26 protein-coding genes and 3 rRNA genes are annotated in these 25,688 nt (G+C 44.8%); 1 reads left to right on the top strand and 28 read right to left on the bottom strand.

The genetic code is table 11. The features are described 5' to 3' along the window. Positions 1–58 precede the first annotated feature (58 nt). The 14 genes from pth to metG form a co-directional block, all read right to left on the bottom strand. On the bottom strand, positions 59–622 hold the full coding sequence (gene pth, locus ACRC6Q_RS18750; protein ID WP_431467205.1) for an aminoacyl-tRNA hydrolase: 564 nt from the start codon (positions 620–622) through the stop codon (positions 59–61). Between the two features lie 105 nt (positions 623–727). Beyond that, entirely contained in the window at positions 728–1,378 is a 651-nt protein-coding gene (locus tag ACRC6Q_RS18745; protein ID WP_223643264.1) for a 50S ribosomal protein L25/general stress protein Ctc, read from the bottom strand. 115 nt (positions 1,379–1,493) lie between these two features. Continuing rightward, positions 1,494–2,456: a ribose-phosphate diphosphokinase gene (locus ACRC6Q_RS18740; RefSeq protein ID WP_223643266.1), complete on the bottom strand. Its 963-nt coding sequence runs from the start codon at positions 2,454–2,456 to the stop codon at positions 1,494–1,496. Between the two features lie 15 nt (positions 2,457–2,471). Continuing rightward, positions 2,472–3,845, bottom strand: coding sequence for a bifunctional UDP-N-acetylglucosamine diphosphorylase/glucosamine-1-phosphate N-acetyltransferase GlmU (glmU, locus tag ACRC6Q_RS18735; RefSeq protein ID WP_223643268.1), 1,374 nt, complete (start codon positions 3,843–3,845; stop codon positions 2,472–2,474). Between the two features lie 248 nt (positions 3,846–4,093). Further along, positions 4,094–4,378, bottom strand: a complete 285-nt coding sequence (gene spoVG, locus ACRC6Q_RS18730) for a septation regulator SpoVG (RefSeq protein WP_223643271.1) — start codon at positions 4,376–4,378, stop codon at positions 4,094–4,096. A 248-nt stretch (positions 4,379–4,626) separates the two neighbouring features. Continuing rightward, the gene (locus ACRC6Q_RS18725) at positions 4,627–5,004 is read right to left on the bottom strand and encodes a RidA family protein (protein ID WP_223643273.1); all 378 of its coding nucleotides are present in this window, start codon (positions 5,002–5,004) and stop codon (positions 4,627–4,629) included. Between the two features lies 1 nt (position 5,005). Continuing rightward, entirely contained in the window at positions 5,006–5,833 is an 828-nt protein-coding gene (gene purR / locus ACRC6Q_RS18720; protein WP_223643275.1) for a pur operon repressor, read from the bottom strand. Positions 5,834–5,890: 57 nt separating this feature from the next. Continuing rightward, a complete protein-coding gene (gene ispE, locus ACRC6Q_RS18715; RefSeq protein WP_223643277.1) occupies positions 5,891–6,754 on the bottom strand; it encodes a 4-(cytidine 5'-diphospho)-2-C-methyl-D-erythritol kinase in 864 nt (287 codons plus the stop codon). 147 nt (positions 6,755–6,901) lie between these two features. Then, entirely contained in the window at positions 6,902–7,165 is a 264-nt protein-coding gene (gene veg, locus ACRC6Q_RS18710; RefSeq protein ID WP_006830753.1) for a biofilm formation stimulator Veg, read from the bottom strand. Between the two features lie 163 nt (positions 7,166–7,328). Beyond that, positions 7,329–8,207: a 16S rRNA (adenine(1518)-N(6)/adenine(1519)-N(6))-dimethyltransferase RsmA gene (rsmA, locus tag ACRC6Q_RS18705; protein WP_223643279.1), complete on the bottom strand. Its 879-nt coding sequence runs from the start codon at positions 8,205–8,207 to the stop codon at positions 7,329–7,331. Next, complete coding sequence (gene rnmV / locus ACRC6Q_RS18700; protein ID WP_223643282.1) at positions 8,204–8,764, bottom strand: ribonuclease M5; 561 nt, start codon at positions 8,762–8,764, stop codon at positions 8,204–8,206. The genes rsmA and rnmV overlap by 4 nt, the downstream gene beginning before the upstream one ends. A 114-nt stretch (positions 8,765–8,878) precedes the next feature. After that, complete coding sequence (locus ACRC6Q_RS18695) at positions 8,879–10,228, bottom strand: ubiquitin-like domain-containing protein (protein ID WP_431467204.1); 1,350 nt, start codon at positions 10,226–10,228, stop codon at positions 8,879–8,881. Between the two features lie 71 nt (positions 10,229–10,299). Next, positions 10,300–11,082, bottom strand: coding sequence for a TatD family hydrolase (locus ACRC6Q_RS18690; protein ID WP_431467203.1), 783 nt, complete (start codon positions 11,080–11,082; stop codon positions 10,300–10,302). 201 nt (positions 11,083–11,283) lie between these two features. Then, positions 11,284–13,242 carry a methionine--tRNA ligase gene (gene metG / locus ACRC6Q_RS18685; RefSeq protein ID WP_223643288.1) on the bottom strand — a complete coding sequence of 653 codons (1,959 nt, stop codon included), beginning with the start codon at positions 13,240–13,242 and terminating at the stop codon, positions 11,284–11,286. Between the two features lie 335 nt (positions 13,243–13,577). On the opposite strand from metG, the gene ACRC6Q_RS18680 reads away from it, so the two are divergent. After that, positions 13,578–13,856 (top strand): AbrB/MazE/SpoVT family DNA-binding domain-containing protein, encoded by a 279-nt coding sequence (locus ACRC6Q_RS18680; RefSeq protein WP_142830607.1) that lies wholly within the window; start codon positions 13,578–13,580, stop codon positions 13,854–13,856. 331 nt (positions 13,857–14,187) lie between these two features. Here ACRC6Q_RS18680 and rsmI read toward each other — a convergent pair whose 3' ends face one another. From rsmI to ACRC6Q_RS18610, 14 genes are all read right to left on the bottom strand, one after another. Continuing rightward, positions 14,188–15,057, bottom strand: a complete 870-nt coding sequence (gene rsmI, locus ACRC6Q_RS18675; RefSeq protein ID WP_431467202.1) for a 16S rRNA (cytidine(1402)-2'-O)-methyltransferase — start codon at positions 15,055–15,057, stop codon at positions 14,188–14,190. After that, positions 15,054–15,323 carry a GIY-YIG nuclease family protein gene (locus ACRC6Q_RS18670; RefSeq protein WP_223643292.1) on the bottom strand — a complete coding sequence of 90 codons (270 nt, stop codon included), beginning with the start codon at positions 15,321–15,323 and terminating at the stop codon, positions 15,054–15,056. The genes rsmI and ACRC6Q_RS18670 overlap by 4 nt, the downstream gene beginning before the upstream one ends. Beyond that, positions 15,310–16,047: a tRNA1(Val) (adenine(37)-N6)-methyltransferase gene (locus ACRC6Q_RS18665; protein ID WP_223643294.1), complete on the bottom strand. Its 738-nt coding sequence runs from the start codon at positions 16,045–16,047 to the stop codon at positions 15,310–15,312. The genes ACRC6Q_RS18670 and ACRC6Q_RS18665 overlap by 14 nt, the downstream gene beginning before the upstream one ends. A 225-nt stretch (positions 16,048–16,272) precedes the next feature. Next, complete coding sequence (yabA, locus tag ACRC6Q_RS18660) at positions 16,273–16,632, bottom strand: DNA replication initiation control protein YabA (protein ID WP_223643296.1); 360 nt, start codon at positions 16,630–16,632, stop codon at positions 16,273–16,275. A 10-nt stretch (positions 16,633–16,642) separates the two neighbouring features. Continuing rightward, positions 16,643–17,455 carry a PSP1 domain-containing protein gene (locus ACRC6Q_RS18655; protein WP_223643298.1) on the bottom strand — a complete coding sequence of 271 codons (813 nt, stop codon included), beginning with the start codon at positions 17,453–17,455 and terminating at the stop codon, positions 16,643–16,645. 3 nt (positions 17,456–17,458) lie between these two features. Then, positions 17,459–18,451 carry a DNA polymerase III subunit delta' gene (holB, locus tag ACRC6Q_RS18650; protein WP_223643300.1) on the bottom strand — a complete coding sequence of 331 codons (993 nt, stop codon included), beginning with the start codon at positions 18,449–18,451 and terminating at the stop codon, positions 17,459–17,461. Positions 18,452–18,576: 125 nt separating this feature from the next. Next, entirely contained in the window at positions 18,577–18,906 is a 330-nt protein-coding gene (locus tag ACRC6Q_RS18645) for a cyclic-di-AMP receptor (RefSeq protein ID WP_146559492.1), read from the bottom strand. A 118-nt stretch (positions 18,907–19,024) separates the two neighbouring features. Further along, the gene (gene tmk, locus ACRC6Q_RS18640) at positions 19,025–19,675 is read right to left on the bottom strand and encodes a dTMP kinase (protein WP_431467201.1); all 651 of its coding nucleotides are present in this window, start codon (positions 19,673–19,675) and stop codon (positions 19,025–19,027) included. A gap of 138 nt (positions 19,676–19,813) precedes the next feature. After that, positions 19,814–21,925: an RNA degradosome polyphosphate kinase gene (locus ACRC6Q_RS18635; RefSeq protein ID WP_223643304.1), complete on the bottom strand. Its 2,112-nt coding sequence runs from the start codon at positions 21,923–21,925 to the stop codon at positions 19,814–19,816. A 91-nt stretch (positions 21,926–22,016) separates the two neighbouring features. Next, positions 22,017–23,543: an exopolyphosphatase gene (ppx, locus tag ACRC6Q_RS18630; RefSeq protein ID WP_223643306.1), complete on the bottom strand. Its 1,527-nt coding sequence runs from the start codon at positions 23,541–23,543 to the stop codon at positions 22,017–22,019. Between the two features lie 61 nt (positions 23,544–23,604). Next, positions 23,605–25,038: an aminotransferase class I/II-fold pyridoxal phosphate-dependent enzyme gene (locus tag ACRC6Q_RS18625; protein ID WP_431467200.1), complete on the bottom strand. Its 1,434-nt coding sequence runs from the start codon at positions 25,036–25,038 to the stop codon at positions 23,605–23,607. A gap of 161 nt (positions 25,039–25,199) precedes the next feature. Beyond that, positions 25,200–25,315 (bottom strand): 5S ribosomal RNA (gene rrf / locus ACRC6Q_RS18620). Between the two features lie 60 nt (positions 25,316–25,375). Further along, a 5S ribosomal RNA gene (gene rrf / locus ACRC6Q_RS18615) occupies positions 25,376–25,491 on the bottom strand. Positions 25,492–25,561: 70 nt separating this feature from the next. Then, a 23S ribosomal RNA gene (locus ACRC6Q_RS18610) occupies positions 25,562–25,688 on the bottom strand; the annotation flags it as partial.

Here is a 25,688-nt window from a genome sequence, read left to right as displayed (position 1 = left end):
CTTTCAAAAACGTATAGGAAACAGAAAAAAGCTCTGAACGCCGTATGCGTCAAAGCGGTTATGCTCCATTAAATTGATTCATTACTTCGAGATACGGTTTGGAAAGCCAGCTTTCACAGGCTGCCGCGCTTTTTTTGATGGCGTCTTCCACTTCCGGACGCTCTTCTTTCGAGAATCGCTGCAGCACATAATCCGGTACCTTCATACCTGCCGGTGGACGGCTGATGCCAATGCGCAAACGGTTGAATTCCTGGGTTCCCAGATGCTGAATCAGTGACTTGATGCCGTTATGGCCGCCTGCACTGCCTTTTTGGCGCAACCGCAATTGGCCCGCCGGCAAATCAAGGTCATCGTAAATTACAATGATATCTTTCAGGTCGATGCCATAATAGTCCATCAGCGCACTGGCACTCTCGCCCGACAAATTCATATAGGTCAGCGGCTTTAACAGCATCACTTTGCCTTCGGGACGATGGCTAATGGAATACATGCCTTTAAATTTGGACTGCGTCAACGGGGCGTTCCATTGGCCCGCCAAATAATCCACCACTTTAAAGCCGATATTGTGGCGCGTGTCTTCATATGCTTTACCTGGATTCCCCAAGCCGATAATCAGTTTCATACCCATCTTCCTTTGCTTTTTCACTGCCTTCTATTTTACCATAAGTGATCTTGAAACAAAAAAATAGGGACTGTCTCTCGACAGCCCCTTATTTCCTGTTCGTATTTACGCTTCTTTGTTTTCTTCTTCAGAATCGTCGCTGCCAACCACTTCTGGTTCTGCATCTTCGTCAGATACAGTTTCAAGCTCGTCCAATTCTTCTTGTGTACGAGGAGCTGTTGCCGAAACAAGGATAAAGTCGTCTTCGTCCAAGATTTCGTAAGATACAGTTCCGCGGATATCGCCGACTGTGATGGTTTCACCGATTGCAAGTTCAGTAGTATCTACTTCCAAAGCATCCGGAATATCAGAAGGTTTAACGCGAACATTTACTTCACGGTTAGGCTGTGTGATAAAGCCGCCTTCTTTTTCGCCTACTGATTCGCCTGTCAAGTGAACAGTTACTGCCACTTCTAGCTCATCTGACATATTGATCGCTAAAAAGTCAACATGCTTGAAGCTGCCTTTTAAAGCGTCCATTTGATAATCGCTCAATACAACGTTTGTAGTTGTGCCATCGATTTCAAGGCTGATTACGCCGTTACGTCCAGATTCACGCAAAGTTTTAATCAAATCAATTTCAGATACAGTTACCGGTGTCGTTTCAGTTTTAAAACCGTAAACTACGCCTGGTACATTGCCTTTCGAACGAATTTCAGTCAACGCAGAATTCTTGTTGCTGCTTTCTCTTTTTTGTGCGGTCATTTTTACAGTCATTACTTTCAGCCTCCAGTTATATTAAAAAGTACATAATTCACGATAGGTACATGACTAGTATATACCCATTTCTTATATTAATGAAACCTAGAGCATGGAAAGTTATTAGTGCCGATCAATCAAAGAGCGTGCTGACGGACTTTTGCTCATGAACACGAACAATTGTTTCGGCCAATAAACGTGCTACAGACAGCTGTTTGATCTTAGGAGATTTCTTTTCTTCAGGCAATGCAATCGAATTGGTGATGATCAATTCCTTGATAACCGAATCATTGATGCGTTGTACAGCAGGACCGGATAGCACCGGGTGTGTACAGCAGGCATAAACTTCTTTCGCACCGCTTTCGATTAAAGCACTCGCAGCGATCGAGATCGTTCCTGCTGTGTCAATGATGTCATCGATGATAATGGCTGTTTTGCCTTCTACATTTCCGACAATGTTCATGACTTCCGAGACATTCGGACGCGGACGGCGTTTATCGATGATTGCAATCGGTGCTTTCAAGCGGTCTGCCATTTTACGTGCACGTGTCACTCCACCGTGATCCGGTGAAACAATAATGACATTTTCAAGGTCAACGCCGCTTTCATTCAGGAAGTAATCAGAAAGCAATGGTACAGCCACCAAATGGTCAATCAAAATATCAAAGAATCCTTGGATTTGAGGAGCATGCAGATCAAGAACGATCACGCGTGTAGCTCCTGCAGTTTCCAGTAAGTTCGCTACTAATTTCGCTGTAATCGGCTCACGTGAACGTGCTTTACGGTCTTGTCGTGCATAACCATAATATGGAATTACGACATTGACGGTCCGGGCAGAAGCACGTTTAACGGCATCAATCATGATCAATAGCTCCATCAAGTTCTCGTTGACTGGCTGAGAAGTTGATTGCACGATAAATACATCATAACCGCGAATACTTTCTTCTATATTAATCTGGATTTCCCCATCGCTGAAATGTGTAACTGAACTTTTTCCAAGTGGAATGCCTGCGTGTTTCGAAATTTCTTCAGCCAGCTCCTGGTTCGAATTCAATGAAAAGATTTTCAATTTCGAGTTTGCATTTTGATAGCCCATTAGGTGTGAACCCTCCTATTTTTTACCGTTCAATTTGTTTGCATAGCCTTCTTTATTTTCTTGGCGCGCGCGAGCAATCGCCAATGAATCCACGGGTACATCTTTTGAAATGGTAGAACCAGCAGCCACATAAGAACCTTTTCCTACAGTGACCGGCGCAATCAGATTTGAGTTGCAGCCGATAAACGTATCGTCTTCAATGATGGTCTGGAATTTATTTTTGCCATCGTAATTTACTGTAATGGTGCCACAGCCGATATTGACGCCTGTCCCGACATGGGCATCGCCAATATAGCTTAAATGAGAAACTTTACTGTCGTTTCCGACTTCTGATTTTTTCACTTCGACAAAGTTGCCGATTTTCACATCATTGCCCAAAACGGTTTGTGGACGGATGTGTGCAAATGGCCCAACAGCAGTATCTGTGCCAATGCTGCTGTCATGGATTTCCGAGCTGCGGATTGCCGTACGGTCGCCGATTACGCTGTTGACGATTTGACTGTTTGAAGAAATGACGCAGTCTTCTCCGATTTTTGTATGGCCTTCAATCGTGACATTCGGATGGATAATCGTATCCGCTCCTATTTCAGCTTGTGCACTGATATAGGCAGTAGCCGGATCGATGATCGAAACACCGGCTCTCATATGTTTTTCAGCAATCCGTTTGCGCATGATGCCTTCAGCCTGACTCAATGCAACACGGTCATTTACACCCAATGTCTCATCAAAGCTGTCTGTAGCATAAGCAGCAACGATTTCACCTTGTTTTTGGAGGATCTCGATGACGTCAGGCAAATAATATTCACCTTGGACATTATCGTTGGAAACCAGTTTTAACGCTTCAAACAAGGCTTCATTGTCAAAGCAATAAGTGCCTGTATTGATTTCTTTCACTTGCTGCTCTTCTGGGGAAGCGTCTTTTTGCTCGACGATCTTCTCGACGATGCCAGCGCTGTTGCGAAGAATCCGTCCGTAGCCTGTCGGATTATCAGCTATCGCTGTCAGGATGGTCGCCTTTGCCTGTGTTTCAGCATGCTGATCGAGTAATGCCTGCATCGTTTCCGGTCGGATCAATGGAGTGTCTCCACAAACGACTAAAGTTGTTCCTGCCAGACCTTCAATCAATGAGGCTGTCTGTTGAACTGCATGAGCGGTCCCAAGTTGTTCCGCCTGCAGCGCATATTCACTTTTGTCACCTAGTTGCTGCTGAACTTTTTCAGCACCATGGCCGACGACAGTGACGATTTTTTCAACACCGAGCTGCTCGACATTGCCTGTTACATGCTCAACCATCGGCATGCCGCAGACTGGATGAAGCACTTTATACAATTTCGACTTCATACGGGTGCCCTGACCGGCTGCTAAAATTACTGCATATGTATTCGCCATTCCTTACCCCTCCGCTCCTGATCTGATAAGATTCCTTTTACCGATCCTATCTATTCATTTATTTATTCTATCAGTTGATAAACCCAGTTTTATCCTGGCTATATCAACTGAAAATTTAGCTTTTCCTTATTGACTATAGCGGAAAAACCTTGATTTTTCAAGGTTTCAAGGCATGACAATAACATGACAAAAAGAGTCAAATAAAAAAAGAGCCCATTTACTATACAAGGCCCCTCGATTCAGCTCCATTAAACGCCGGCATTTTCCAAGACCGATTCGCTTTCACTTTGCTCATATGCAGTTAAGACAGCTTCTTGAAGCTTTGTTCGCGCACTTGAATTGATTGGATGTGCAATGTCCCGAAACTCTCCATCGGGTGTTCTTTTACTTGGCATTGCAACAAACAATCCTTCGTTCCCATCAATTACTCTAATGTCATGGATGACGAATTCGTTATCCAGCGTGATGGAAGCGATCGCTCTCATTCGGCCATCGGTTTGTACACGTCGTAGTCTCACATCTGTTACTTCCATTCTCTCATCCCCCCTTCTCTCAGCTGCTATTTTTAAACCCTAATTATGGGTATTCGCTATAAAGGACTAATCTCCTTCATAAATTACAAAACTAATTTGAAAATTTGCTTAATAAACTGAAATAACTATCTACTTTGAAAAAAATGTCCTTCTTTGCTCTCTATCCGGGATTCTTCTCTTCCGTAAAAAGAAGCAGGCAAACTCAATTTAATGAGTCTACCTGCTTCTTTAATTCACCTTATATAGGTTTACTTGTTCACTTTTGCAATGACTTCGATTTCCACTTTTACGTCTTTTGGCAAACGTGCCACTTCAACGGTCGAACGCGCCGGTTTATGGTCGCCGAAATAAGCAGCGTAAATCTCGTTCAATTCTGCGAAATCGTTCATATCTTTAATGAAGACTGTTGTCTTGATGACTTCTCCAAGAGAAGAACCGGCCTCTGCCAGCACCGCTTTCAGATTCGAAAATACTTGATGCGTCTGTTCGGCAATGGTCCCTTCAACCAATTCTCCCGAAGCTGTCAATGGAATTTGACCTGAACTGTAGAGGATTCCTCCTGACACCACGCCTTGTGAATAAGGGCCGATCGCTGCTGCCGCTTTGTCTGTTGCTACGTAATTCATATTAAACTCCTCCATTTTCAAAGTAGTTTCCTTCTTCTAATGCAATCGTGCGTTCTTTCTCGCTGACTTCATGCAATTTGACGAGGGACAGGTATTTCTCGACAAGCCGTTCATCTGAATGTTCAGCTTCTACCAGTACCGCGACCCCTGCCAATGTACATTCGAATTCTTCCAGCAGGTTCTTCATGCCATTCATCGTCCCGCCGACTTTCATGAAGTCATCGGTGATGAGCACGCGTTGTCCGCTCTTCATGCTGCGTTTCGACAATACCATCGTCTGGATGCGGCGTGAAGATCCAGATACATAATTGATGCTGACTGTAGAACCTTCTGTAACTTTACTGTCTCTGCGAACGATGACCACCGGCACATTTAAATGACGGGCGATGGCATGGGCAATCGGGATGCCTTTTGTTGCTACCGTCATGATCACATCAATTTTTTCCTTGGCAAATGCCGTAGCAAATACTTTACCGACACGATTCATCATTTCCGGATTGCCAAGCACATCGGTCATGTACAAATAACCTCCCGGCAACAGCCGGTCAGAATGGCTTAACTCTTCCATCAAGTCTGCCATGATGGCTTTTATTTCATGAGATTGAAGCTTGGGTATGTATTTAACGCCACCCGCAGCTCCTGGAACTGTCATCAGCAAACCAATTCCTTTTTCTTCGAACGTTTCTTTGACAATCCCTAAGTCTTCACTGATGGATGACTTAGCTGATTGGTACAGATCCGAAAAATAAGTCAGCGGAATCAATTTATGCGGATGTTCCAATAAAAAATGCGTCATATCGACAAGCCGTTCACTGCGCTTCCACTTCAAAACTACCCTCTCCTAAACACGAATGATTTATAGAAAACTTACCATAAATGTCCGTATTTAAGCAAGTGGCTCCCGTTCGCCGATCAACCTTACAGCATAAACTTCTGAACAAAAACCACGCAAGCCGTTATAGATCCGCGGAATACGTGCTTCCTGATGCACCAATCCAAAAACTGTCGGTCCGCTGCCGCTCATCAACACAGCATCTGCTCCAAATTTCTTCATCTGTTCTTTAATCTGTTCCACTTCCGGATACAATTTCAGCGTCACGCTTTCGAGAGCGTTGCCCAAATTGGCACACATGGCTTCATAGTCGCCATCGTTGAGCGCTTGGATCATTTCTTCCGTATTCGGATGTTGGGCTGTCTGAACATCGAATGCCCCGTAGACATCAGCTGTAGAAACTCCTAAAGTCGGCTTCGCTAGAATGACCCAGCAATTTGGCGGAGTGGGCAATTCCTGGATGATTTCTCCACGTCCTTTCGCTAATGCTGTTCCGCCATAAACGCAAAAAGAAACATCGGAACCAATTTTAGCGCCCAGCTCAGCTAGTTCATCAAGTGACAGGTTTAGTTGCCAAAGTTTGTTCAGTCCTTTTAATGTCGCCGCTGCATCACTGCTGCCTCCAGCCAAGCCGGCAGCAACCGGAATTTTTTTGTCAAGCGAGATGATGACTCCGGTCTTGATATTGAAAGTGTCTTTGATCAATTGCGCCGCCTGATAGGCAAGGTTGCGGGAATCACTCGGCACGAAGCGGTCAGCAGACTGGATATGTATGCCTTTAGCTGTCCCCATCAGCCCAATACGGTCCGATAAATCCACCGTTGTCATAATCATTTCTATTTCATGGTAGTTATCTGGACGTTTATGTAAAACATCTAATGTTAAATTAATCTTGGCAGGCGCTTTTACGTAGAGCATCCCACTGCCTCCTTTTATATTCTGATGAAGACTATTTTAACATACCGCGGGACAATGGAAAGGAATGTGCCGGCAGAAACAAAAAAACTCGCCTTCCGCTTGAATAAGCAGGAGCAAGTTTTGAAGTAACATATAAATATAATTCAATTATTTCACAACAAGTGCATCTTCAGTTCCTTCGTACACAGTAATTTCTACTGCTTCAGTTAAGATGTCTGCGTAGCTGTAAGACACGCGTTCAAATGCATGCTCTTCTTGATCTAGCTCAATCACGAACACGGAGTGATACGTTTCGCGCAGGATTCCGGCACGTTCAACCGTTTTCTTGCGACCTCCGTTTGCCTTCAAAAGCAATCGTTTTCCTAAATGTAGGTCTAACGACTTTTTAATATCCGCCAAAGTTTTGGGCATTTTGTCTACACCTCACTATAGACAAAATTCTACCATAATATGATGGAATAGTCAAGCAAATTTATAATTTTATCAGCGACTATTAGCTGCTGTCAATATTTATTTATCCGAAATATCTTTAGGTCGAAATAAGTTGTGCCGAAATTGTAACAGAATGCCGGTTTTACTGGAAATAAGCGTATAATTTATCAGCCAACAGACCAAATTCTTTGATCGACAAAGTCTCTCCACGCCGCGTTGGATCGATTTCAGCTTCTGCCAGAGCTTTCAAAATCAGCTCTTTTTTCTCTTTTCCTAAAGGCATCGCAACTTGAAGGTTGTTCAAAATAGTTTTTCTCCGCTGAACAAACGACCCTCTCGTAACGCTAAAGAAGAAGTCTTCATCAATCACTTCCACTTCAGGAACTTCCCGTTTGGTCATGAGAATAACAGCGGAATCGACATTCGGCTGTGGCAGGAAGACCGATTTAGGAACAGTCAATGCCATTTCAGCCTGTGTATAGTACTGGATGGCAATAGATAGTGATCCATAAGCTTTTGTACCAGGTTTAGCTGTAATGCGTTCAGCTACCTCTTTTTGCAGCATAACGACCATGCCGCGAATCGGCAGTTTTTCCAACAAAAGCTTCAAAATAATGGGCGTTGTGACATAATAGGGCAGATTCGCTACAACCACGATATCGTCGTAATCAGCCAATTCATTGTCGATGGCTGCCTGGACATCGGTTTTCAGAATATCAGCATGGACAATGGAAATATTATCGTATGGAGAAAGCGTGTCATCAAGCACCGGCAATAGGCGCTGGTCGATTTCAAAAGCCAGTACTTTTCCCGCTTCTCTTGCCAGATGTTCTGTCAACGCACCGATTCCTGGTCCGATTTCAATGGCCGCAGATTTTTTAGTCAATTTTGCTTGGCCGACAATTTTACGTAAAATATTGGGATCTATCAAAAAGTTCTGTCCGAGGCTCTTTTTCACTTTTAAATTGTATTTCGCCATAATCTGTTGCGTCCGAATAGGCGTGGCAATATCTTTGGTCATTGTTTTTCCTCCTGAATTAACGCTTGTACCGCTTTGATGAACTGGTCTTTGGATATACCGAACATATGAAGCCGCTTTTGAAGCTGCTTGCCATTGGTATAGCCGATCTGCAGATCGTTGCCGATTTGTATTCGACGCTGTTTGGCTTTTGGATGGGCAACGAGCCCTGCGTCGATCAAATCTTCCATTGTGATCTCTATCAGGCGCTCTTCCTGCAGCGGCGTGTAGACCGCCTGCAAGGCTTCACGGATATCTTCGTCACGGGCATGTTCAATGCCTAACCCTTTGCCGTTTTTTGCAATGGTTTTTTCTTTGGGTAAAAATGCATGTTTAGCCTGAGGCACATGTTCTTCAATAATAGCACGGATACGCCGCCCAGGATAATCGGGATCCGTAAAAACAATGATGCCCCGCTTCTGTTGTGCATGAGCGATCCGCTGAAGCGTCTCTGCTGTAATGGCTGAACCGTTCGTTTCTATCGTATCCGCGTTGACTGCACGTTTAATCGCTACTGTATCGTCTTTTCCTTCAACCACGATAATTTCATTTATCTTCATATATCGGTTCCTCTTTTCAAGCTTCTTGTTTATTCTACACGCTTATGGGTACACATGTAAAAAGCTTTCCCAGGAAATATCCCGGGAAAGCCTTCAATAGAACTTACGCTAGAACTAGTTAAGGATTCTAACTTTTACTTGTTTGCGTCCGAATGACAAAGCATCGGATTTATTGGCCATAAACAAATCAATTTTGTTTCCTTTGATTGCTCCGCCAGTATCGCCAGCAATCGCATTACCGTATCCTTCAACCCATACTTTAGAACCTAACGGAATAACACTAGGGTCTACCGCAATTACTTTAAGGCCTGGATTGGCATGCAAATTGATGCCTGTCGCAGTAATTCCTGAACAGCCTGTGCAGCTTGCTGTATAAGCTGTTGCTGACACATAGAATTCTTTGCCGCCAGTCGGTTCTGCTTCTGCTGGCGCTGCTTTTGCAGGTGCCGCTTTGGCTTTAGCTGGTGTTGCCGCTGTTTCAGCTGAAGCTGTTTTGACTACCGCTTTTTCCTTTTGCGGTGCTGCCTTCTTTTCTTCCTGAGCAGCTACGGGTGCAGCTTTCGCTTGAGCTCCACGTGAAACACTTGCTACAACTGTTTTCGTGCCGACTGCCGTTACTTGTTTTGTTGGTTCTTTTACGACTTTTTCATTTTTAAGATCTCGTTTTACTTCTTTGCCATTTTCTTTGATGACTTCGTAGGTTTTCTTGACTACGCCATTTGCACCTTTTTGAACGACTTTTTCATTGCCTTTAAGCAAGGAATTGTCTTTTTTTGTCTCTACTGCGTATTTCACAGAATCCTCAACTACATCGGTGACCTTTTCAACGCGGACCACTTTAACTTTTGAATTTGGAAGGACCAATTCGTCCATTTCGCTTTCCACTCTGTCAAGTTTGCCCACAGAAACTTTGTGCTGTTTTAAAAAGTCAGCGACCGTAGTTGAAGTAGACCATACTTTCTTTTCTTTAAGACCATCCTGGATCGTAACTTCGTAGGCTTTCTCAACTGAAATCGTTGTCTCTTCGTCCACTTGTTCCTCTAGCGCAGGTGATACTTTATCATATTTTGTAAGCTCGATATTCGCTTTAGCTAAAATCTCTGCTACTGTATTTTCAGTTGTCCAGGCAGAAGTTGCTTCTCCGTCAACTGTTACGTTATATTGTTCTGCTGCATCCCATTCAAGAGCCAGGTCTTTATCGATCACCGTTTCTTTGGAATGGCTCAGAAAATCATGCTCCCCTGCTTCGATTTCCTGTTCCTCCAAAAACGCCCCGACCGTTTCTGCATGCGTTCTTACTTCTTCCTGCTCCCCATTAGCTGTTACAGATACTGTGTTTTTTGTACCTTCATATATAGCAAAAGTTAAAACCGCCGCGAACAACAATACGGTTGCGATTGTGACCGCCAATGATTTACCTTTGAATAATTTTGATGATTTGGTATTATTTGCTTCATTTGACAAAAATATCTCCTCCTTCTTCACCTGAGTGATTATATGGTCTCATGTTTGAACTGTCAATCAATACGAATTTCTTAATTTCCCTTTATTTGAGAAAGCTTGTAAAACTTTTCAGCGTTTCGCGTGGTCGCTTCTGCTACTTCTTCCACCGAAATTCCTTTCAGCCGCGCAATCTCTTCCGCAACCAATGGAACATAGGATGGTTCATTTCGTTTCCCACGATAAGGATGTGGGGCTAAGTATGGGGCATCCGTTTCGATCATCAGGTGATCAAGCGAAATCAACTCAGCAACTTCTTTCGGCTTTTTGGCATTTTTGAATGTTACCGGTCCTCCAAGAGAAATCATGAAGTTCATTTCTATACTTTCACGGGCTGTCTCTACACTGCCACTGAAGCAATGCATGACACCGCCTATTTCTTTCGCGTTTTCTTCCTTGAGGATTTTCAGTACGTCTTCTGTAGCTTCCCGGTTATGGATGATGATTGGCAGCTTTACTTTTTTAGCCAATCGGATCTGCTTGCGGAAAACTTCCTGCTGTACCTCTTTTGGTGATTTGTCCCAGTAGTAATCCAATCCGGTTTCCCCGATTCCAACTACCTTCGGATGAGCTGCGAGCTCTTCAATCCACTTCAAGTCTTCTTCAGTACAATCGATGGCATCAACGGGATGCCAACCAACTACTGCGAAGATGAATTCATAGGTTTCAGCCAATTCGATGGCCCGTTCGATCGTTTTTTGGTCGAAGCCGATGACTACCATTTTCTCCACATGGTTTTCTCGTGCGCGCTCAATGACTTGTGACAGGTCCTCATCATATTGGTCTGCATTTAAATGTACATGGGTATCGATAAACATCAATCATTCTCCTCACATTAAGCTTTATTCTAATGGTTCTACCTGTATCATTCTTCACAGCAACATTACAATTGGGTAACAAAACATGTTGATTCGGCGTCAAAACCATTCATTCCTCTGTAATATTGGGCCATAAAACCTACCGAAATAAAAAAAGACCCACTAATTAAAGTGGGTCAAAACAGGTCTTTTCCAGTAGTCTTATTTTATTTTTGAGCCGTTTGGAAGCTTTTCGGCGACTGATGCCAATGTTAGGTAACCGTCTTTTTCGCCGGCCAGAATCATTCCCTGAGAAAGCTCGCCCCGCAATTTCACGGGTTTCAGGTTTGCTACTACGACCACTTTTTTGCCGACCAGTTCCGCCGGTTTGTAATGTTCCGCAATTCCAGATACCACCTGGCGCTTTTCGTAGCCCATATCCAACTGCAGTTTCAACAGTTTTGAGGTTTTCGGCACTGCTTCACATTCTGTTACTGTCGCTACACGCAAATCCACTTTCGAAAAGTCTTCAATCGCAATTTCCGGCACATCCGGAACTTCTACGACCGTAGGCTCTTCTACAGCCGGAGCTGCAGTGCCACGCATTTGATCACGGATATATGCTACTTCCGGTTCTACTTCGAGGCGCGGGAAGATCGGCGTCCCTTTGGACACTACTTGAGTGCCTGCCGGAATTTTACCGAAGCCTTGCAACGTATCCCAAGCAAGAAAGTCTTCTGAGAGACCCAGTTGTTCAACAATCTGTTTTGGAGCGTTCGGCAGGAATGGTTGCAGCATAACCGCAGTCATACGAAGACTTTCCGCCAAATGGGCCATGACAGAAGCCAATTGCTCTTTCTCAGCTTCATCTTTCGCCAGTACCCATGGCTGTGTTTCGTCGATATATTTATTGGTTCTTGAAATCAATGCCCATACTTCGCTTAAGACAATGCTGAATTGCATTCTCTCCATATGCTGCTCATAGACTTCCACTGTTTGGGCAGCTACCCGCTGAAGCGGACCGTCGAATGCAGTCAGCAATCCATTGATTTGCGGAACTGCGCCGTCGAAGTATTTATTGATCATTGAGACTGTACGATTCAATAAGTTTCCGAGATCATTGGCCAAATCAAAATTGGTGCGTTCGACAAATGATTCTGGTGAAAAGACGCCGTCAGATCCAAATGGCAATTCACGTAACAGGAAATAACGGGTTGCATCCAATCCGTATCGCTCAACCAGCATTTCCGGATAAACAACATTGCCTTTTGATTTCGACATTTTGCCATCTTTCATCATGATGAAGCCGTGGGCAAAAACTTTCTTCGGCAATGGCAGATCCAAAGCCATCAGGAAAATCGGCCAGTAGATCGTGTGGAAACGGACAATGTCTTTGCCGACCACATGGACATCCGCCGGCCAGTATTTATTGAACAAGCTGTCATCATTTGAACCGTAGCCAAGTGAAGTAATGTAATTCGACAAAGCATCGACCCATACATAGATGACATGCTTCGGATCTCCAGGAACCGGAATTCCCCAGTCAAAAGAAGTCCGTGAAACCGACAGGTCCTCTAATCCGGGTTTGATGAAATTATTGATCATTTCGTTTTTACGCGACTCAGGCTCAATAAACTCTACATTATTTTCGTAATACTCCAACAGGCGGCCTGCGTATTTTTTCATATTGAAGAAATACGATTCTTCTTTCACTTTATGGACTGGACGTCCGCAATCCGGGCAATTGCCGTCATCCAATTGGTTTTCCGTAAAGAATGATTCACAAGGCGTGCAATACCAGCCTTCATATTCGCCTTTATAGATATCGCCATTGTCGAGGAAGGTTTTGAAAATCCGTTCCACACCTTCTTTATGACGCTTTTCTGTGGTGCGAATGAAGTCATCGTAAGTAATATCCATTGTTGACCATACTTGTTTAGCTGCTAAAGCCATCTCATCCACAAATTCCTGTGGTGCTTTTCCAGCTTCTTTCGCTTTTTCTTCAATTTTTTGGCCATGTTCATCCATTCCAGTCAAAAACCGGACATCAAATCCACGCAAACGCTTATAGCGGACCATCGCATCAGAAGCAACTGTTGTATAAGCCGTTCCAATATGGAATTTTCCGCTTGGATAGTAAATCGGTGTGGTTAAATAAAACGTTTCTTTTTTAGCAGTCACGAAAAATTCCTCCAGTTTTTTTGTATAGTTCTTATTTTAACGAAGTCCCCTATTTTGTACAATCTTTCAATTCGACAATGACATTTAAAATAACGATTCGACATTATTTAAGCATATTTAAAATGGATTTTTTTTACTTTTATTTAAAATTTGTCAATCCAATGGCATTCTTTATTCAAAATCAAAGAAAATTATCACTAGTTATAAAATTTCATTATGATTTCGATAGTTTTTTATTGACCAAATTGCCAGTAGTTGGTATGATTTATGACAGGAAGTGGTAAATGTCGAATTTTGGCGAATACACCCGATAAAATAAAAGGAGGACTATCATTATGAAATCGACAGGTATTGTTCGGAAAGTGGATGAATTAGGACGTGTGGTAATTCCAATTGAATTGCGACGGACTTTGGGAATCGCAGAAAAAGACGCATTGGAAATTTACGTGGATGACGATAAAATTATTTTGAAAAAATATTTACCGAATATGACATGTGCAGTTACAGGCGAAGTATCAGACGACAACATGCAATTGGTTGGCGGCAAATTGATCTTGAGCTCTGAAGGCGCAGAAATGCTGGTAAAAGAAATCCAAAACAACTTAAAGAAGTAATGTAGAAAAACCAGGATGCCGAGGCTTCCTGGTTTTTTAATGTCTACTGATATAGTTTTTCGTTTGGGACGTCTCCACTTTTTTTCATTGTCTAGCTTCAGCGCTCAGCTCTTTGGGTCATAAGCCAACTCAGCTGTGCGGCTGAAAACATGCCGCTTCGCCGATCTGTCTTATGCCCGGCAGAGCTACATGGGCGCTTCCGCTTTTCTTATTGTCCAGCTTCAGCAGCCAGCCTCTCGAGTCGCTTCAGCCTTACCTGCAATGGCAAAGTACGCCATTACCGGCAAGGCTTCCAGCGCTTGTCGAGGCTTAACGGCTGCTTCCGCTTTTCCTAAGTATGATAAGCCTGATAGACTTCTCTCTTGGACAACTGGCGTTCGATTGCGGCTTCTTTGATGGCTTCTTTGGATGTCAGGTTTTTGGTTTCCATGAGCTGATCTACATGTTCTTCGATGGACAGCTGTTCCCACCACTTTACATTTCCGACGGGTTCCGGATTGGCATTGCCTTCCAGCACCAGACAAAATTCTCCACGGATTTCATTTTCTTCGGCCCAGACCACAGCTTCTTCAACCGTCCCTCTCAGAAACTCTTCGAATTTCTTTGTCACTTCCCGTGCCAAGGTGATTTCCCGCTCATCTCCGACCGCTTTTTGAATGCTCTTCAAGCTTTCTTTCAGCCGGTGGGGCGCTTCGTAAAAGATAAGCGTTTCTTCTTTCTGCCCCAAAATTTCGAGCTCTGCCAGGCGATCTTTTTTATTGCGGGACAGGAATCCGTAAAATAGGAACGGCTGTGGTGAAATTCCAGAAGCGATCAGCGCACTGAGTGCCGCATTAGCCCCAGGAATCGGGACAACCGGAAAGTTTTCCGCAACTGCCCGTTTAACGATGTCTTCACCGGGATCGGAAATACATGGCATGCCGGCGTCGCTGACCAGAGCGACAGACTTGCCCTCCTCCAGGTAGGACAAAATCTTAAAGCCCCCACTTTCCTGATTGTGTTCATGGTAACTGACCAATTTGGTCTGGATATCAAAATAATTGCAGAGGTTTTTCGTGTTGCGTGTATCTTCTGCGGCAATAATATCCACTTCTTTTAAAATACGCAACGCGCGAATCGTCATATCTTCTAGGTTGCCGATGGGCGTGGCCACCAGGTACAAGGTGGCTTGCTTATGCTGGAAACTTTTTTGGGATTTCATTTGCCGTTCTCCTTTCCTTCAGCAATATAACGGATTTTTTGAGCCTTCGTTAATTGCTTGAAGGCATATTCCGCTTTCATCGCTGCCGGTTTCGTATCATAGCATTCATGATGAATGAGCTTGGACGGCCCTTTAGCGCGTGTGTATTTTGCGCCTTTTCCGGCGTTATGTGCAGCCAGCCGCTTTTCAAGATCGTTGGTATAACCCGCATAATATGACTCGTCAGCGCATTCCAAAACATAAAAATAATGGTCACTGGCTGCCATATAATAACTCCCGCACTTCTTCGGTATATTCCCCATCTTCTCCATAGACAATCAATGGCGGCAGGATCTTCAAATCCGGTTTCCCGTCTTTGATGCCCTCAACCAATAAGGTATTCGCTTCTTTTCCAGCTTTCGGATAAACCAGGCGAATCCGTTTCGGTTCCAGACGGTTGGCGCGCATCGCTGCAATCAAATCGATCAAGCGGCCGGAACGATGGACAAACGCTGCCTTTCCACCTTGCTTCAATAGTTGGCTAGCCGATAAGACCGCCTCATCCAATGTCAGATGCAGCTCGTGCCGCGCGATAGCCATGTGTTCACTGATGTTTTTGTCGCTCATCTCATGCGCCGGAAAATAAGGTGGGTTGCAGGTCACCACATCGTATTTTTCAAACCCCAGCTGTGCCGGCATGTTTTTGACATCGCCTTCGATGATGTCGATCTGCTGCTCAAGGCCGTTGTATTCCACGCTGCGCCGTGCCATATGTGCAAGACGTTCCTGCAGCTCTACCCCAATGATCTGCGACTCCGTACGGGCACTTAAAAACAGCGGAATCGCTCCGTTGCCTGTGCATAGGTCTACAATTGTTCCCCGCTTCAGCGGAACATAGGCAAAGCGGGCCAACAGCACCGCATCCAATGAAAAGGAAAACACCGATGGACTTTGAATGATCCGCAGGTCTTCCGCCAATAAATAATCAAGTCTTTCGTCATCCACTAACATCTGTTCAACTCCCAGCATAACAAAAGGCTGCCGCCACACGGAGTGTCGGAAGCCTTTCTCTTTATCATTTTACCAGCGGGCAGCACTGCCGCCGCTTACGCTTTTCTTGTCCAGCTCCAGCGGCCTGCTCCTCGGGTCGTAAGCCACTCTGGCTATGCGGCTGCAAAAACGCCGCTTCGCCAAATCGTCTTACGCCGGTCGGAGCAGTGCGGCCGCTTCCGCTTTTCAATTCTGCTTATTCAGGAATGACAAACAGAACAGGCAATCGTCACCTTTTCGGGAACTGCCGAAATGTACATTGCACACATGATAGCCTTCATGATACAGACGGGCTAAATTATCGTAGCCTTCGCCGATATCCATCACAGCTTTTTTCAATTTCACCGGATCCACAGCTGCCACTTCCGGCACTGCTTGATGGAATTCATCCAAGCGCGAACGCAAATGATGATTCTCCAGTTGCAGCGCATGGTGTTCTTCCATTGTCCGGGCCACTACAGCTTTTAGTTCGCTGAATTGTTCCTGCATGGATTGGAGTTGCTGTTCAAACTCCATGACCGTGTCCAAAAAATTCTTTTCCTTCACCTAAACCACCTCACGCTCTCGTTCCTTGGCCCATTATCTCATCTAATGTATATTCAAGTGTCTGTTCCTGCTCAGATAAGCGAACTTTCAACACCCGCTCTAAAATATTCATGCCTACTACGCGGCCGTCACCGTCCGGCGTCGTTACGCGTGTTCCAATATCCGGCATTTCCTTTTTCGCTGTTTCGTATTCGTCATTCTCATATTTTAAGCAGCACATCAACCGGCCGCATAAACCTGAAATTTTCGAAGGATTCAACGATAGGTTTTGATCTTTTGCCATTTTGATCGAAACCGGCTCAAAATCACCCAAAAATGTCGAACAACAGAGCATCCGGCCACAAGGACCGATACCACCGAGCATTTTAGCTTCATCACGAACACCTATTTGGCGAAGTTCAATGCGTGTACGGAAAATGGAAGCCAAGTCTTTGACCAAGTTCCGGAAATCCACACGGCCTTCCGCTGTAAAGTAAAAAATGACTTTATTGCGGTCGAAAGTGTATTCAACATCAACCAGTTTCATGTCCAATCGATGCTCTTCAATTTTGCCGGTGCCCAGTTCAAAAGCACGGCTTGCTTCCAGACGGTTTTCTTCCACCTGGTGACGATCGCGGTCAGAAGCTACTCTTACCACCTGTTTTAAAGGCAAGACCACGTCGTTTTCTCCAACGGTTTTCGTCGGTACGACCACTTTTCCGTATTCTATGCCTCGTGCCGTTTCCACAATGACATAATCGTCTTTTTCAATCCCTAATTCACCTGGATCAAAATAATATATTTTACCCGCTTTCTTGAAGCGGACACCTATCACATTATACAATTGCTACCCCTCCTGCAGATTCAGCATTAACTGCTCCATCAACAGCGTCCGGTTCATATTGCGCGGCAATTGTTGTTTGGCCTGTAAAACGGCCTGCAACTGCTTGGACAATACCGTAAAGGAACGCCGGAGAGCCATCTGCTTCCAAGTTTCTTCCATGTCTGGATATGTTCGTGCAGTTTCAAGACCTGCTTTTACCGAAGCAATGTCCCGATATGCAAATAATAACATGTCCAGACCTCTTTCGGCATCTTCTTTTTCTTTAAATAATGGCAGCCATTCCGCCTGGAGCATCAAAAGCGCCTCGTGAACATTGCTGTCAGCCACTTCCACCAGTTTCAGCACTGTTTTTCTGGCTTGGGCAAATTGTTCATCCTGACTCAAAGCAATTGCTTCTTCTTCGCTTTGTGTCAGCATACTGACGGTTGCAGCCATCGATTCTGTCATTCCATCAGCTGTCAACTTCTCCATCAGCTTCGGTCGTGATAAAGGTCGGAACGACACCAATTGGCAGCGGGAACGGATTGTGCTCATCAGTGCATTAAGCCGCTCAGTCAACAGGATGGCTGTCACGTTAAACTCCGGCTCTTCCAAAAACTTCAGCAAAGCATTGGCAGAAGAATTATTCATGCGGTCCGCCTGCTCAATCACGTATATTTTACGGCCTGTATTCAGCCCGGTTTTATTCAACTTGAAAATCAATTCACGGATTTGATCAATTTTAATGTTTTGGCCATCCGGTTCGATGAACAAAACATTTGTATGATTGCCGGAATTATAAAGCTGACAGCTTCGACATGTTTCACATGGAACATTTTCTAGGGGTGATTCACATAGCAGCAGCTTGACGAAGAAATGAGTGATTTCCTTTTTCCCCGAGCCTGCAGGGCCTTCAAACAGGTAAGCATGTGCCAACCGGTCTTTCGCATAGGCACCCTGCAGCCGCTTCATCACCACTGGCTGCATTTCCAAAAATTCATCCGTCGTTTTTTGCATAAGTTTCACCTTCAGACTTTGTAAAAAATCCCGTGTTCCGATTGGAGCACGGGTATTATTTATGGTACTGGCCGATATGCGGCCGTATAATTTATCGTGGGAAATCCATTGGGCTCTCCTATTGTTTAGAAATGATGGAACTGTTCAATCGGCAGGACAAAAATAGTCGCTCCGCCCACTTCAACTTCAACAGGATAGGGAATATACGAGTCAGCATTGCCACCCATCGGTGATACAGGTGCCACCATCTGTTCACGAGATCGGCAATTTTCACGAATCAGGTCCAATAACTTCGGTACAAGTTCATCTTCTACACCGATTAAAAAGGTCGTGTTCCCTGAGCGCAAAAACCCTCCTGTACTGGCAAGCTTTGTAGCCCGGAAATCATTTTTCGTTAACGCGTTGGATAATCGGTTACTGTCTTGGTCCTGTACAACTGCTACTACGAGTTTCATCAGCACTCACTCCTTTTTATCTTTCTTCTATATAAGTATAACATGAAGAAAGATATACGCTGCATATCTTTCCAGCTCAATGCCAAAAAAGCAACGGCTAAAAAAAAAACAGCTGACCTTAGGAAGGATCAACTGCTGCTTGCCGTTCTTCTATGAATCGTGCGGCTGTTTCCAACGCGTCTGCGAAAACAGTATCCAGCTCATTCTCTGCATTGATCAGGCGAATTCGTTCTGGGTTTTGGCTCAGCAGCAAGAGATACCCTTCTCTTACTTTATAGTGGAACTTCATTGATTCCACATCCAACCGATTGATTTCCCGATCTGCATCCTTTTCAATCCGTGCCAATCCCACTTTCGGATTAACATCAAAATAAAGGGTCAGGTCCGGCATATAATCGTCGATGGCGAATTTATTGATGGCGAAAATCTCTTCCATCCCCAGCCCGCGCGCGTATCCTTGATAAGCCAAGCTGGAGTCGATGTAACGATCGCATAAGACGATGCTTCCAGCTTCGAGTGCCGGAATGATCTTTTCAACCAAATGCTGTCTTCTTGCTGCAGCATACAACAACGCTTCTGTTCGGGCATCCATTGCTGTGTTTTCCCGGTTCAAGATCACGCCGCGGATTTGTTCCGCGATATCGATACCGCCTGGCTCTCTCGTGCAGACAACAGCAAATCCTTTTTCCTCTAACGCATCTGCCAGCATCTTCAGAACCGTCGACTTGCCCGATCCTTCTCCGCCTTCCAGATTGATCAAATAACTCATTTTACTGCTCACCTTATTCCATGAAATTAATCATATTCTACTGTTTCAAACTCTTTATACTATACACGAAATGGCTCATATTTTACAGTGACCTGTAAAAAAACCGTTCCTCCCCCTGTGAAAATGAACGGCTCCTGCTTATTCCTCGTCTTCTGCTACTTGATAAGCCCGCCGAAACAATTCCATTTGGCTATCTATTGCCAGCTCGTCATTTTTCCGTGGCACGTAGTGGTAAACGCCATCTGCATCCTGCTCTCTGGCTTTCACATTATCGGCAAGACCCAGCTCCAATATGCTCTTAACCTGTTCTTTGATAGCTTCGTCAACAATCGGAAATAGGATTTCAATGCGGTTATTCAAATTCCGGGTCATCATATCCGCTGATGACAGGAAAGTCTTTCCTTTTCCGTTATGGTTGAAGAAGTAAACCCGGCTATGCTCCAGCAGACTGCCAACGATGCTCCGTACCCGGATGTTTTCACTCACCTCTGAAATTCCTGGCCGCAGACAACAGATGCCTCTGACAATCAAGTCCACTTTCACTCCTGCATTCGATGCCTCATATAATTTCATGATAATGATTTTATCCGTCAACGAGTTCATCTTTGCAACGATTCGGCCATTGCCATGCTTTTTCTGAAAACGGATTTCGGTATCAATCAGGTCAATGATATCAGTACGGATGGTAAAAGGTGCCACCGACAGGTAATGGAACTTCGGCTTTTCAGTATAGCCGCTCAAGTAATTGAAAAAGTTGGTCGCATCAATGCCAAACTGCCTTTTCGAAGTGAATAAGCTCATATCCGTATAGATTTTAGCTGTCTGGTCATTGTAATTGCCCGTTCCCAAATGCACAAAACGTTCGATCTTATCCTCTTTTTTCCGCACCACCAAAGTGATTTTGCTGTGCGTCTTCAGATGGGTCATCCCATAAATAACATGGCATCCAGCCTTCTCCAGCTCTTTTGCCCATTGGACATTGTTTTCTTCATCGAATCGGGCCTTCAGTTCAACCAGCACCGTTACTTGTTTGCCGTTTTCAGCGGCTCTTTTCAATGCTTTAATCACCGGAGAATCGCCACTGACCCGATAGAGGGTCTGCTTGATGGCAAGCACATCAGGATCATCCGCTGCTTCTGAAATGAACTGGACAACCGGCTCAAATGACTCGTAGGGATGATGAAGGAAGACGTCCTGTTCGCTGACTTTCTGAAAAATCTGCTTGCCCGTCTCCATACCGACCGGCAATTGCGATACTTTCCCTTCAAAGACCAAATGCTCCCAAACCGGCGCCATCTTTTTATAAAAGTTGAAAAAGACCGTCAGATCCAAAAACCCTTCGATCGCATAGACATCTTTCTTGTGAACCTCCAGCTCTTCAGTCAAGTAATCCAAAATAGTCGGATCAAACCCGGGCTGCTGGATTTCCAAGCGCACAGCCGCTCCCCACTTCCGCTTGCGGAGCTCTTCTTCGATTTCCTTCAGCAAATCACGCGCGCCTTCTTCATGGATCGTCATGTCGGCATTGCGGGTAATCCGGAAAACCGATGTTGAAATCACCTTGAAGCCATGGAAAAGCTTGCGAATGAAGAAGCTGATGACGTCTTCCAGTAAAATCAGCTTGTGGCTGCCTTTTTTCGATTCCAGACGGACAAAGCGATCAAGCACAGACGGAACCTGGACAATCGCAATTTTCTGCCCTTCTTCCACTTGATCCTCTTGGTCTTCCAGCACCACTGCTAAATTGATGCTTTTATTCAGCAGCATCGGAAAAGGCCGATACGCATCGATAGCCATCGGCGTCAGTACCGGAAAAATATGGTCTTCAAAATGCTGCTCCATAACATCCAATTGATCCGCACTCAAGTCTGCCATCTTTACAAACTCCACATTTTCCTTTTGGAGCTTCGGCAACAAATTCTTCTGCAGCGTCTCATACTGCAGATCCACCAATCGATGGGTCTTCATGGCAATTTCATTCAACTGCTGCTTCGGGGTCATCCCAGCTTTGTTTTCGGGTTTGGTAAACCCGACTTTCACTTGATCTTGCAACCCTGCTACACGGACCATAAAAAATTCGTCCAAATTGGAGCTAAAAATCGCCAAAAACTTAAACCGCTCCAACAGAGGATTTCGTTTATCAAGTGCTTCCTGAAGAACACGTTCATTAAAAGCAAGCCAACTCAATTCACGGTTATTGTAATATGCGGGATCCCTGAGTTCTATGTTCTTCTTTTTCACTGTCTCCAATTTCGACTCCACCTTTTACTTATAATCCATTCTCTTTATCGTACCATTCTCCATCTTTTTAAAAAGCAGGAGATAGCCTTCGCAATGTAAATTATTTGTAAAACTTAAAATCAATCGTTTTCTTCAGCTGTTTCTCCAAATGCTTCTTCTGCTTTTCCACCTGGTATTGTTCCGGCTCCCAGTCTTCACGGCATTGGACAGAAAACACAAGTTTATCATCCTTCTCTTCCAATTCGATATTCTCGACAATGTCACGCTTCGTAGCATTTAAACTATACGACAGCTTAATAACGGCTCCCAGCAGGCTGAATTTTGACAGCTCATCTTTAGTGAACCAATCTTCATAAAGATTGACGTTCCGTTTGAACACTTCCTTGTTTTTAAATGAAGCCATCAACGCGACAATAATCCGCTCTTTATGCAATAGGCCATCAATCGTCCGATTGCCTAATAGATAGAAGGTATGCTGGTGGCTCGATTCCGAATCGATATAGCTCCCTAAGTTATATAGGGCGCTGCTCAGTTTCAGGCGTTTAGTATCCAGCTCTTCCAAGGACAGTAATCCGATCTCTTCTAGTTTTTTTGAAATCAGCATTGCGCTGTTAGTGACATGAAACGCGTGGGTCAAATTGATGTCATAGTCGATGGCCAGTTCATGGAAACTCTCTTCCACGACATTAGGAAATACCGCTAAATCAAAATCCTTGGTCGTCTCTTCATAAAAAAAGCCATCTCTCAAGCCTTTTCGGCTGAGTGCAAATTCCTTCGTATCAATCAATTCCATCAAATAGTGAAACACTTCCACAGCAGGAATGATGATATCCGCCCGGTCCTTCGACAAGCCTTCAAGCCGTTGAAGCTCCGAAAAATCCAGGGATTTCAACAAATCATTGATTTCTTCTACATCATTTCTGCTCATCATGTATTGATGGATTCCCGACAACGGATATTCGATATGCTCCTGATGAACCTGGGCCATGTTCCGCGCACTTCCCCCGATGCCGATCAACGGCAGACGTTTATCGGCCAGCCATTCCAGCTGATTGAACTGCTCTTTCAAAAATGACCGCAGCTCACGCAATTCTCCTTTGGTCGGTATATCTCCCTCGATAAACTGCTGTTTTAAAGATAAAGCACCGAACGGGAAACTATAGAAGAAAATCAGCTGACGATCGTTGAAATACGTAAGCTCTGTACTACCCCCACCGATATCGACTGTGATGCCGCTGGCGAATGGAGTCGAATTGACGACCGCCAAGTATCCATAATTCGCTTCTTCAAATTCGGTAAGGATCCGGATGGTAAAGTCCGTCTCTTTCTCTACCGCTGCCATAATATCATCCTGATTTACTGCTTGGCGTACAGCAGCTGTGGCGACGCATTGAATATCCTTCAATTGATGGTGCCGGGTGACTTCCTGGAAACTCTTCAACGTCTTGACGAGTATATCGATGCCGTCCTGCTCCAGCACATTATCTTCATTCAAGTAATTCCGGAGACGGGCTACGGCCTTGACGTTTTCACTTTCAGTAAAACGCCCGCTTTTATCCCGTGTATAGATGACCAGCCGGATGGTATTCGAACCGATATCAATGATTGCGTATTTTTCCTGATCCATGAAAATCCCCCACATTCTGTTCCATTTAATGATGTTACAGTATACCCTCATTACGCATTACTTATTCTATGTTGTTCACCTGCTGAAGTACCGGCAACTGCTTGGACTCCAGCCGGTGATCCCCTTGTATCTGCGCATCTGAGGCAATGTAATTCATCAACTCTTCCACTTTGGCCATTGTCCACTTCTCACCAGCCACCACAAGCGGAATGCCGGGCGGATACGGAATCACCATCCCAGCCGCAATCCGTCCAATAACCTGGGTATAAGAAATCCATTCGTGATCCGACAGATCGATTTCTTCAAAAGACAATTCAGGTACCGTCACCTCTGACGTTTTTTTTATTTGAATCTTCATGTCTTTTCTTGTTTCCCCTTCAAGCATCGCTACCGCTTCTTTCAAGCGGCTGCGGATTTCGGCAAACGGGTACGCATGCCATTGCTTCAATAGAGGCAAGATCAGCAGCACTTGAAAAAGATCAGCCAATTCAACTTCAACCCCTACTTGCTCCAGCTTCTCCTTAAGCTGATACCCACTATGATGGTCGACCCTCAACATGATTTTCAGCGGATCATCGGATTCCACCACAACCAAACGAGGAATCATCCGCAGGCTGCTGAGAAAACGTTCCCGCTTTTCCATGAACATCCGAACATCAGGCTGTGAATAGTTTTGAAGATACGACCGCGCATCATCCAAAGAAGCAAGTATCAGATAAGACGGACTGCTCGATTGGAACATCTGCAAGTATTTCCGGATTTTTGCCACGTTCACGCGACTACTGCCGATATGGAGAAACGATCCCATCGTCATCGCTGGCAAGGTCTTATGCGCTGACTGCACCACGACATCCGCACCCAAAGCCAAAGACGACACAGGAAACGGAGACCCTACCTGGAAATGAGCTCCATGCGCTTCATCCACCAAAACCGCCATCTCATTGTCATGGCACAAAGAAATGATGTCAGCAAGTTCCCGGGAAGCCATGCCATAATAATTGGGATGAGTCAGTATCACTGCTTTAGCTTCAGGATATGCCTCTATTGCCTCTTCTATTGCCTTGAGAGATACAGCCGCGGCTGTCATGGATTCCTCATCCCATTGCGGTGAAACGTAAACAGGGCGCACATGTGCAAGTTCCAGCGCATGGAAAATCGATTTATGGGAATTCCGCTGAACAATGACCGTCTCCCCTTCTCTGCAAGCGGCATGAACCATCGCCAGATTCCCTACAGTCGAACCATTGACCAATAGAAAACTTTCTTTCGCACCGTAAGCCTCCGCCAATAAAAGCTGTGCATCTTTAATCGCTTCTTCCGGATAATGAAGATCGTCCAGACCTGTCAGTTCCGTCAAATCATAATGGAGTGCCGATTGGATTTCTTTCGGCAATCCTGACAAAATACCATGCTTATGCCCAGGTACATGAAAAGAGATGGGCTGTCTGTTTTGAAATTGTATTAATGCATCCACAATCGGACGTCGTTGCGTCATAAATTTCCATCCTCACATTGATTGATTAACTTCATTATAACAAGTTCAGCAGAGCGAGGCGGAAACGAACTTGAAAGCTGAAAAAATCCTGTGTTGCCATGCTGCAGATTTTTCCCAAACAAAAAAGCCGCTACCGGAATCGGTAACGACTTCTTTCAACTGCCCAGCGACGTCTTACTCTCACAGGGGGAAACCCCCAACTACCATCAGCGCAAAAGAGCTTAACTGCCGTGTTCGGGATGGGAACGGGTGTGGCCTCTTTGCCATCATCACTGGACTATTTGGTTGATTACTTGTTGAATCAATAAGATTATTAAGATATAAAAAATAAAAAACAGACCAGCGACGTCCTACTCTCACAGGGGGAGACCCCCAACTACCATCGGCGCAAAAGAGCTTAACTGCCGTGTTCGGGATGGGAACGGGTGTGGCCTCTTTGCCATCATCACTGGACTGTTTTTTTGAGCTTGTTCGCTCAAAACTGGATACACGACACCGGAACATGCAAGGATTCCGTACAAATTTGGTTAAGTCCTCGATCGATTAGTATTCGTCAGCTGCACGTGTCGCCACGCTTCCACCTCGAACCTATCTACCTCATCGTCTTTGAGGGATCTTACTTGCTTGCGCAATGGGAAATCTCATCTTGA

It is taken from the genome of Planococcus sp. SE5232 (assembly GCF_050686535.1).
Lineage (GTDB): Bacteria > Bacillota > Bacilli > Bacillales_A > Planococcaceae > Planococcus.
Note: the sequence above shows the minus strand (reverse complement) of the source record. Positions and strands in the feature narration are given on the sequence as shown.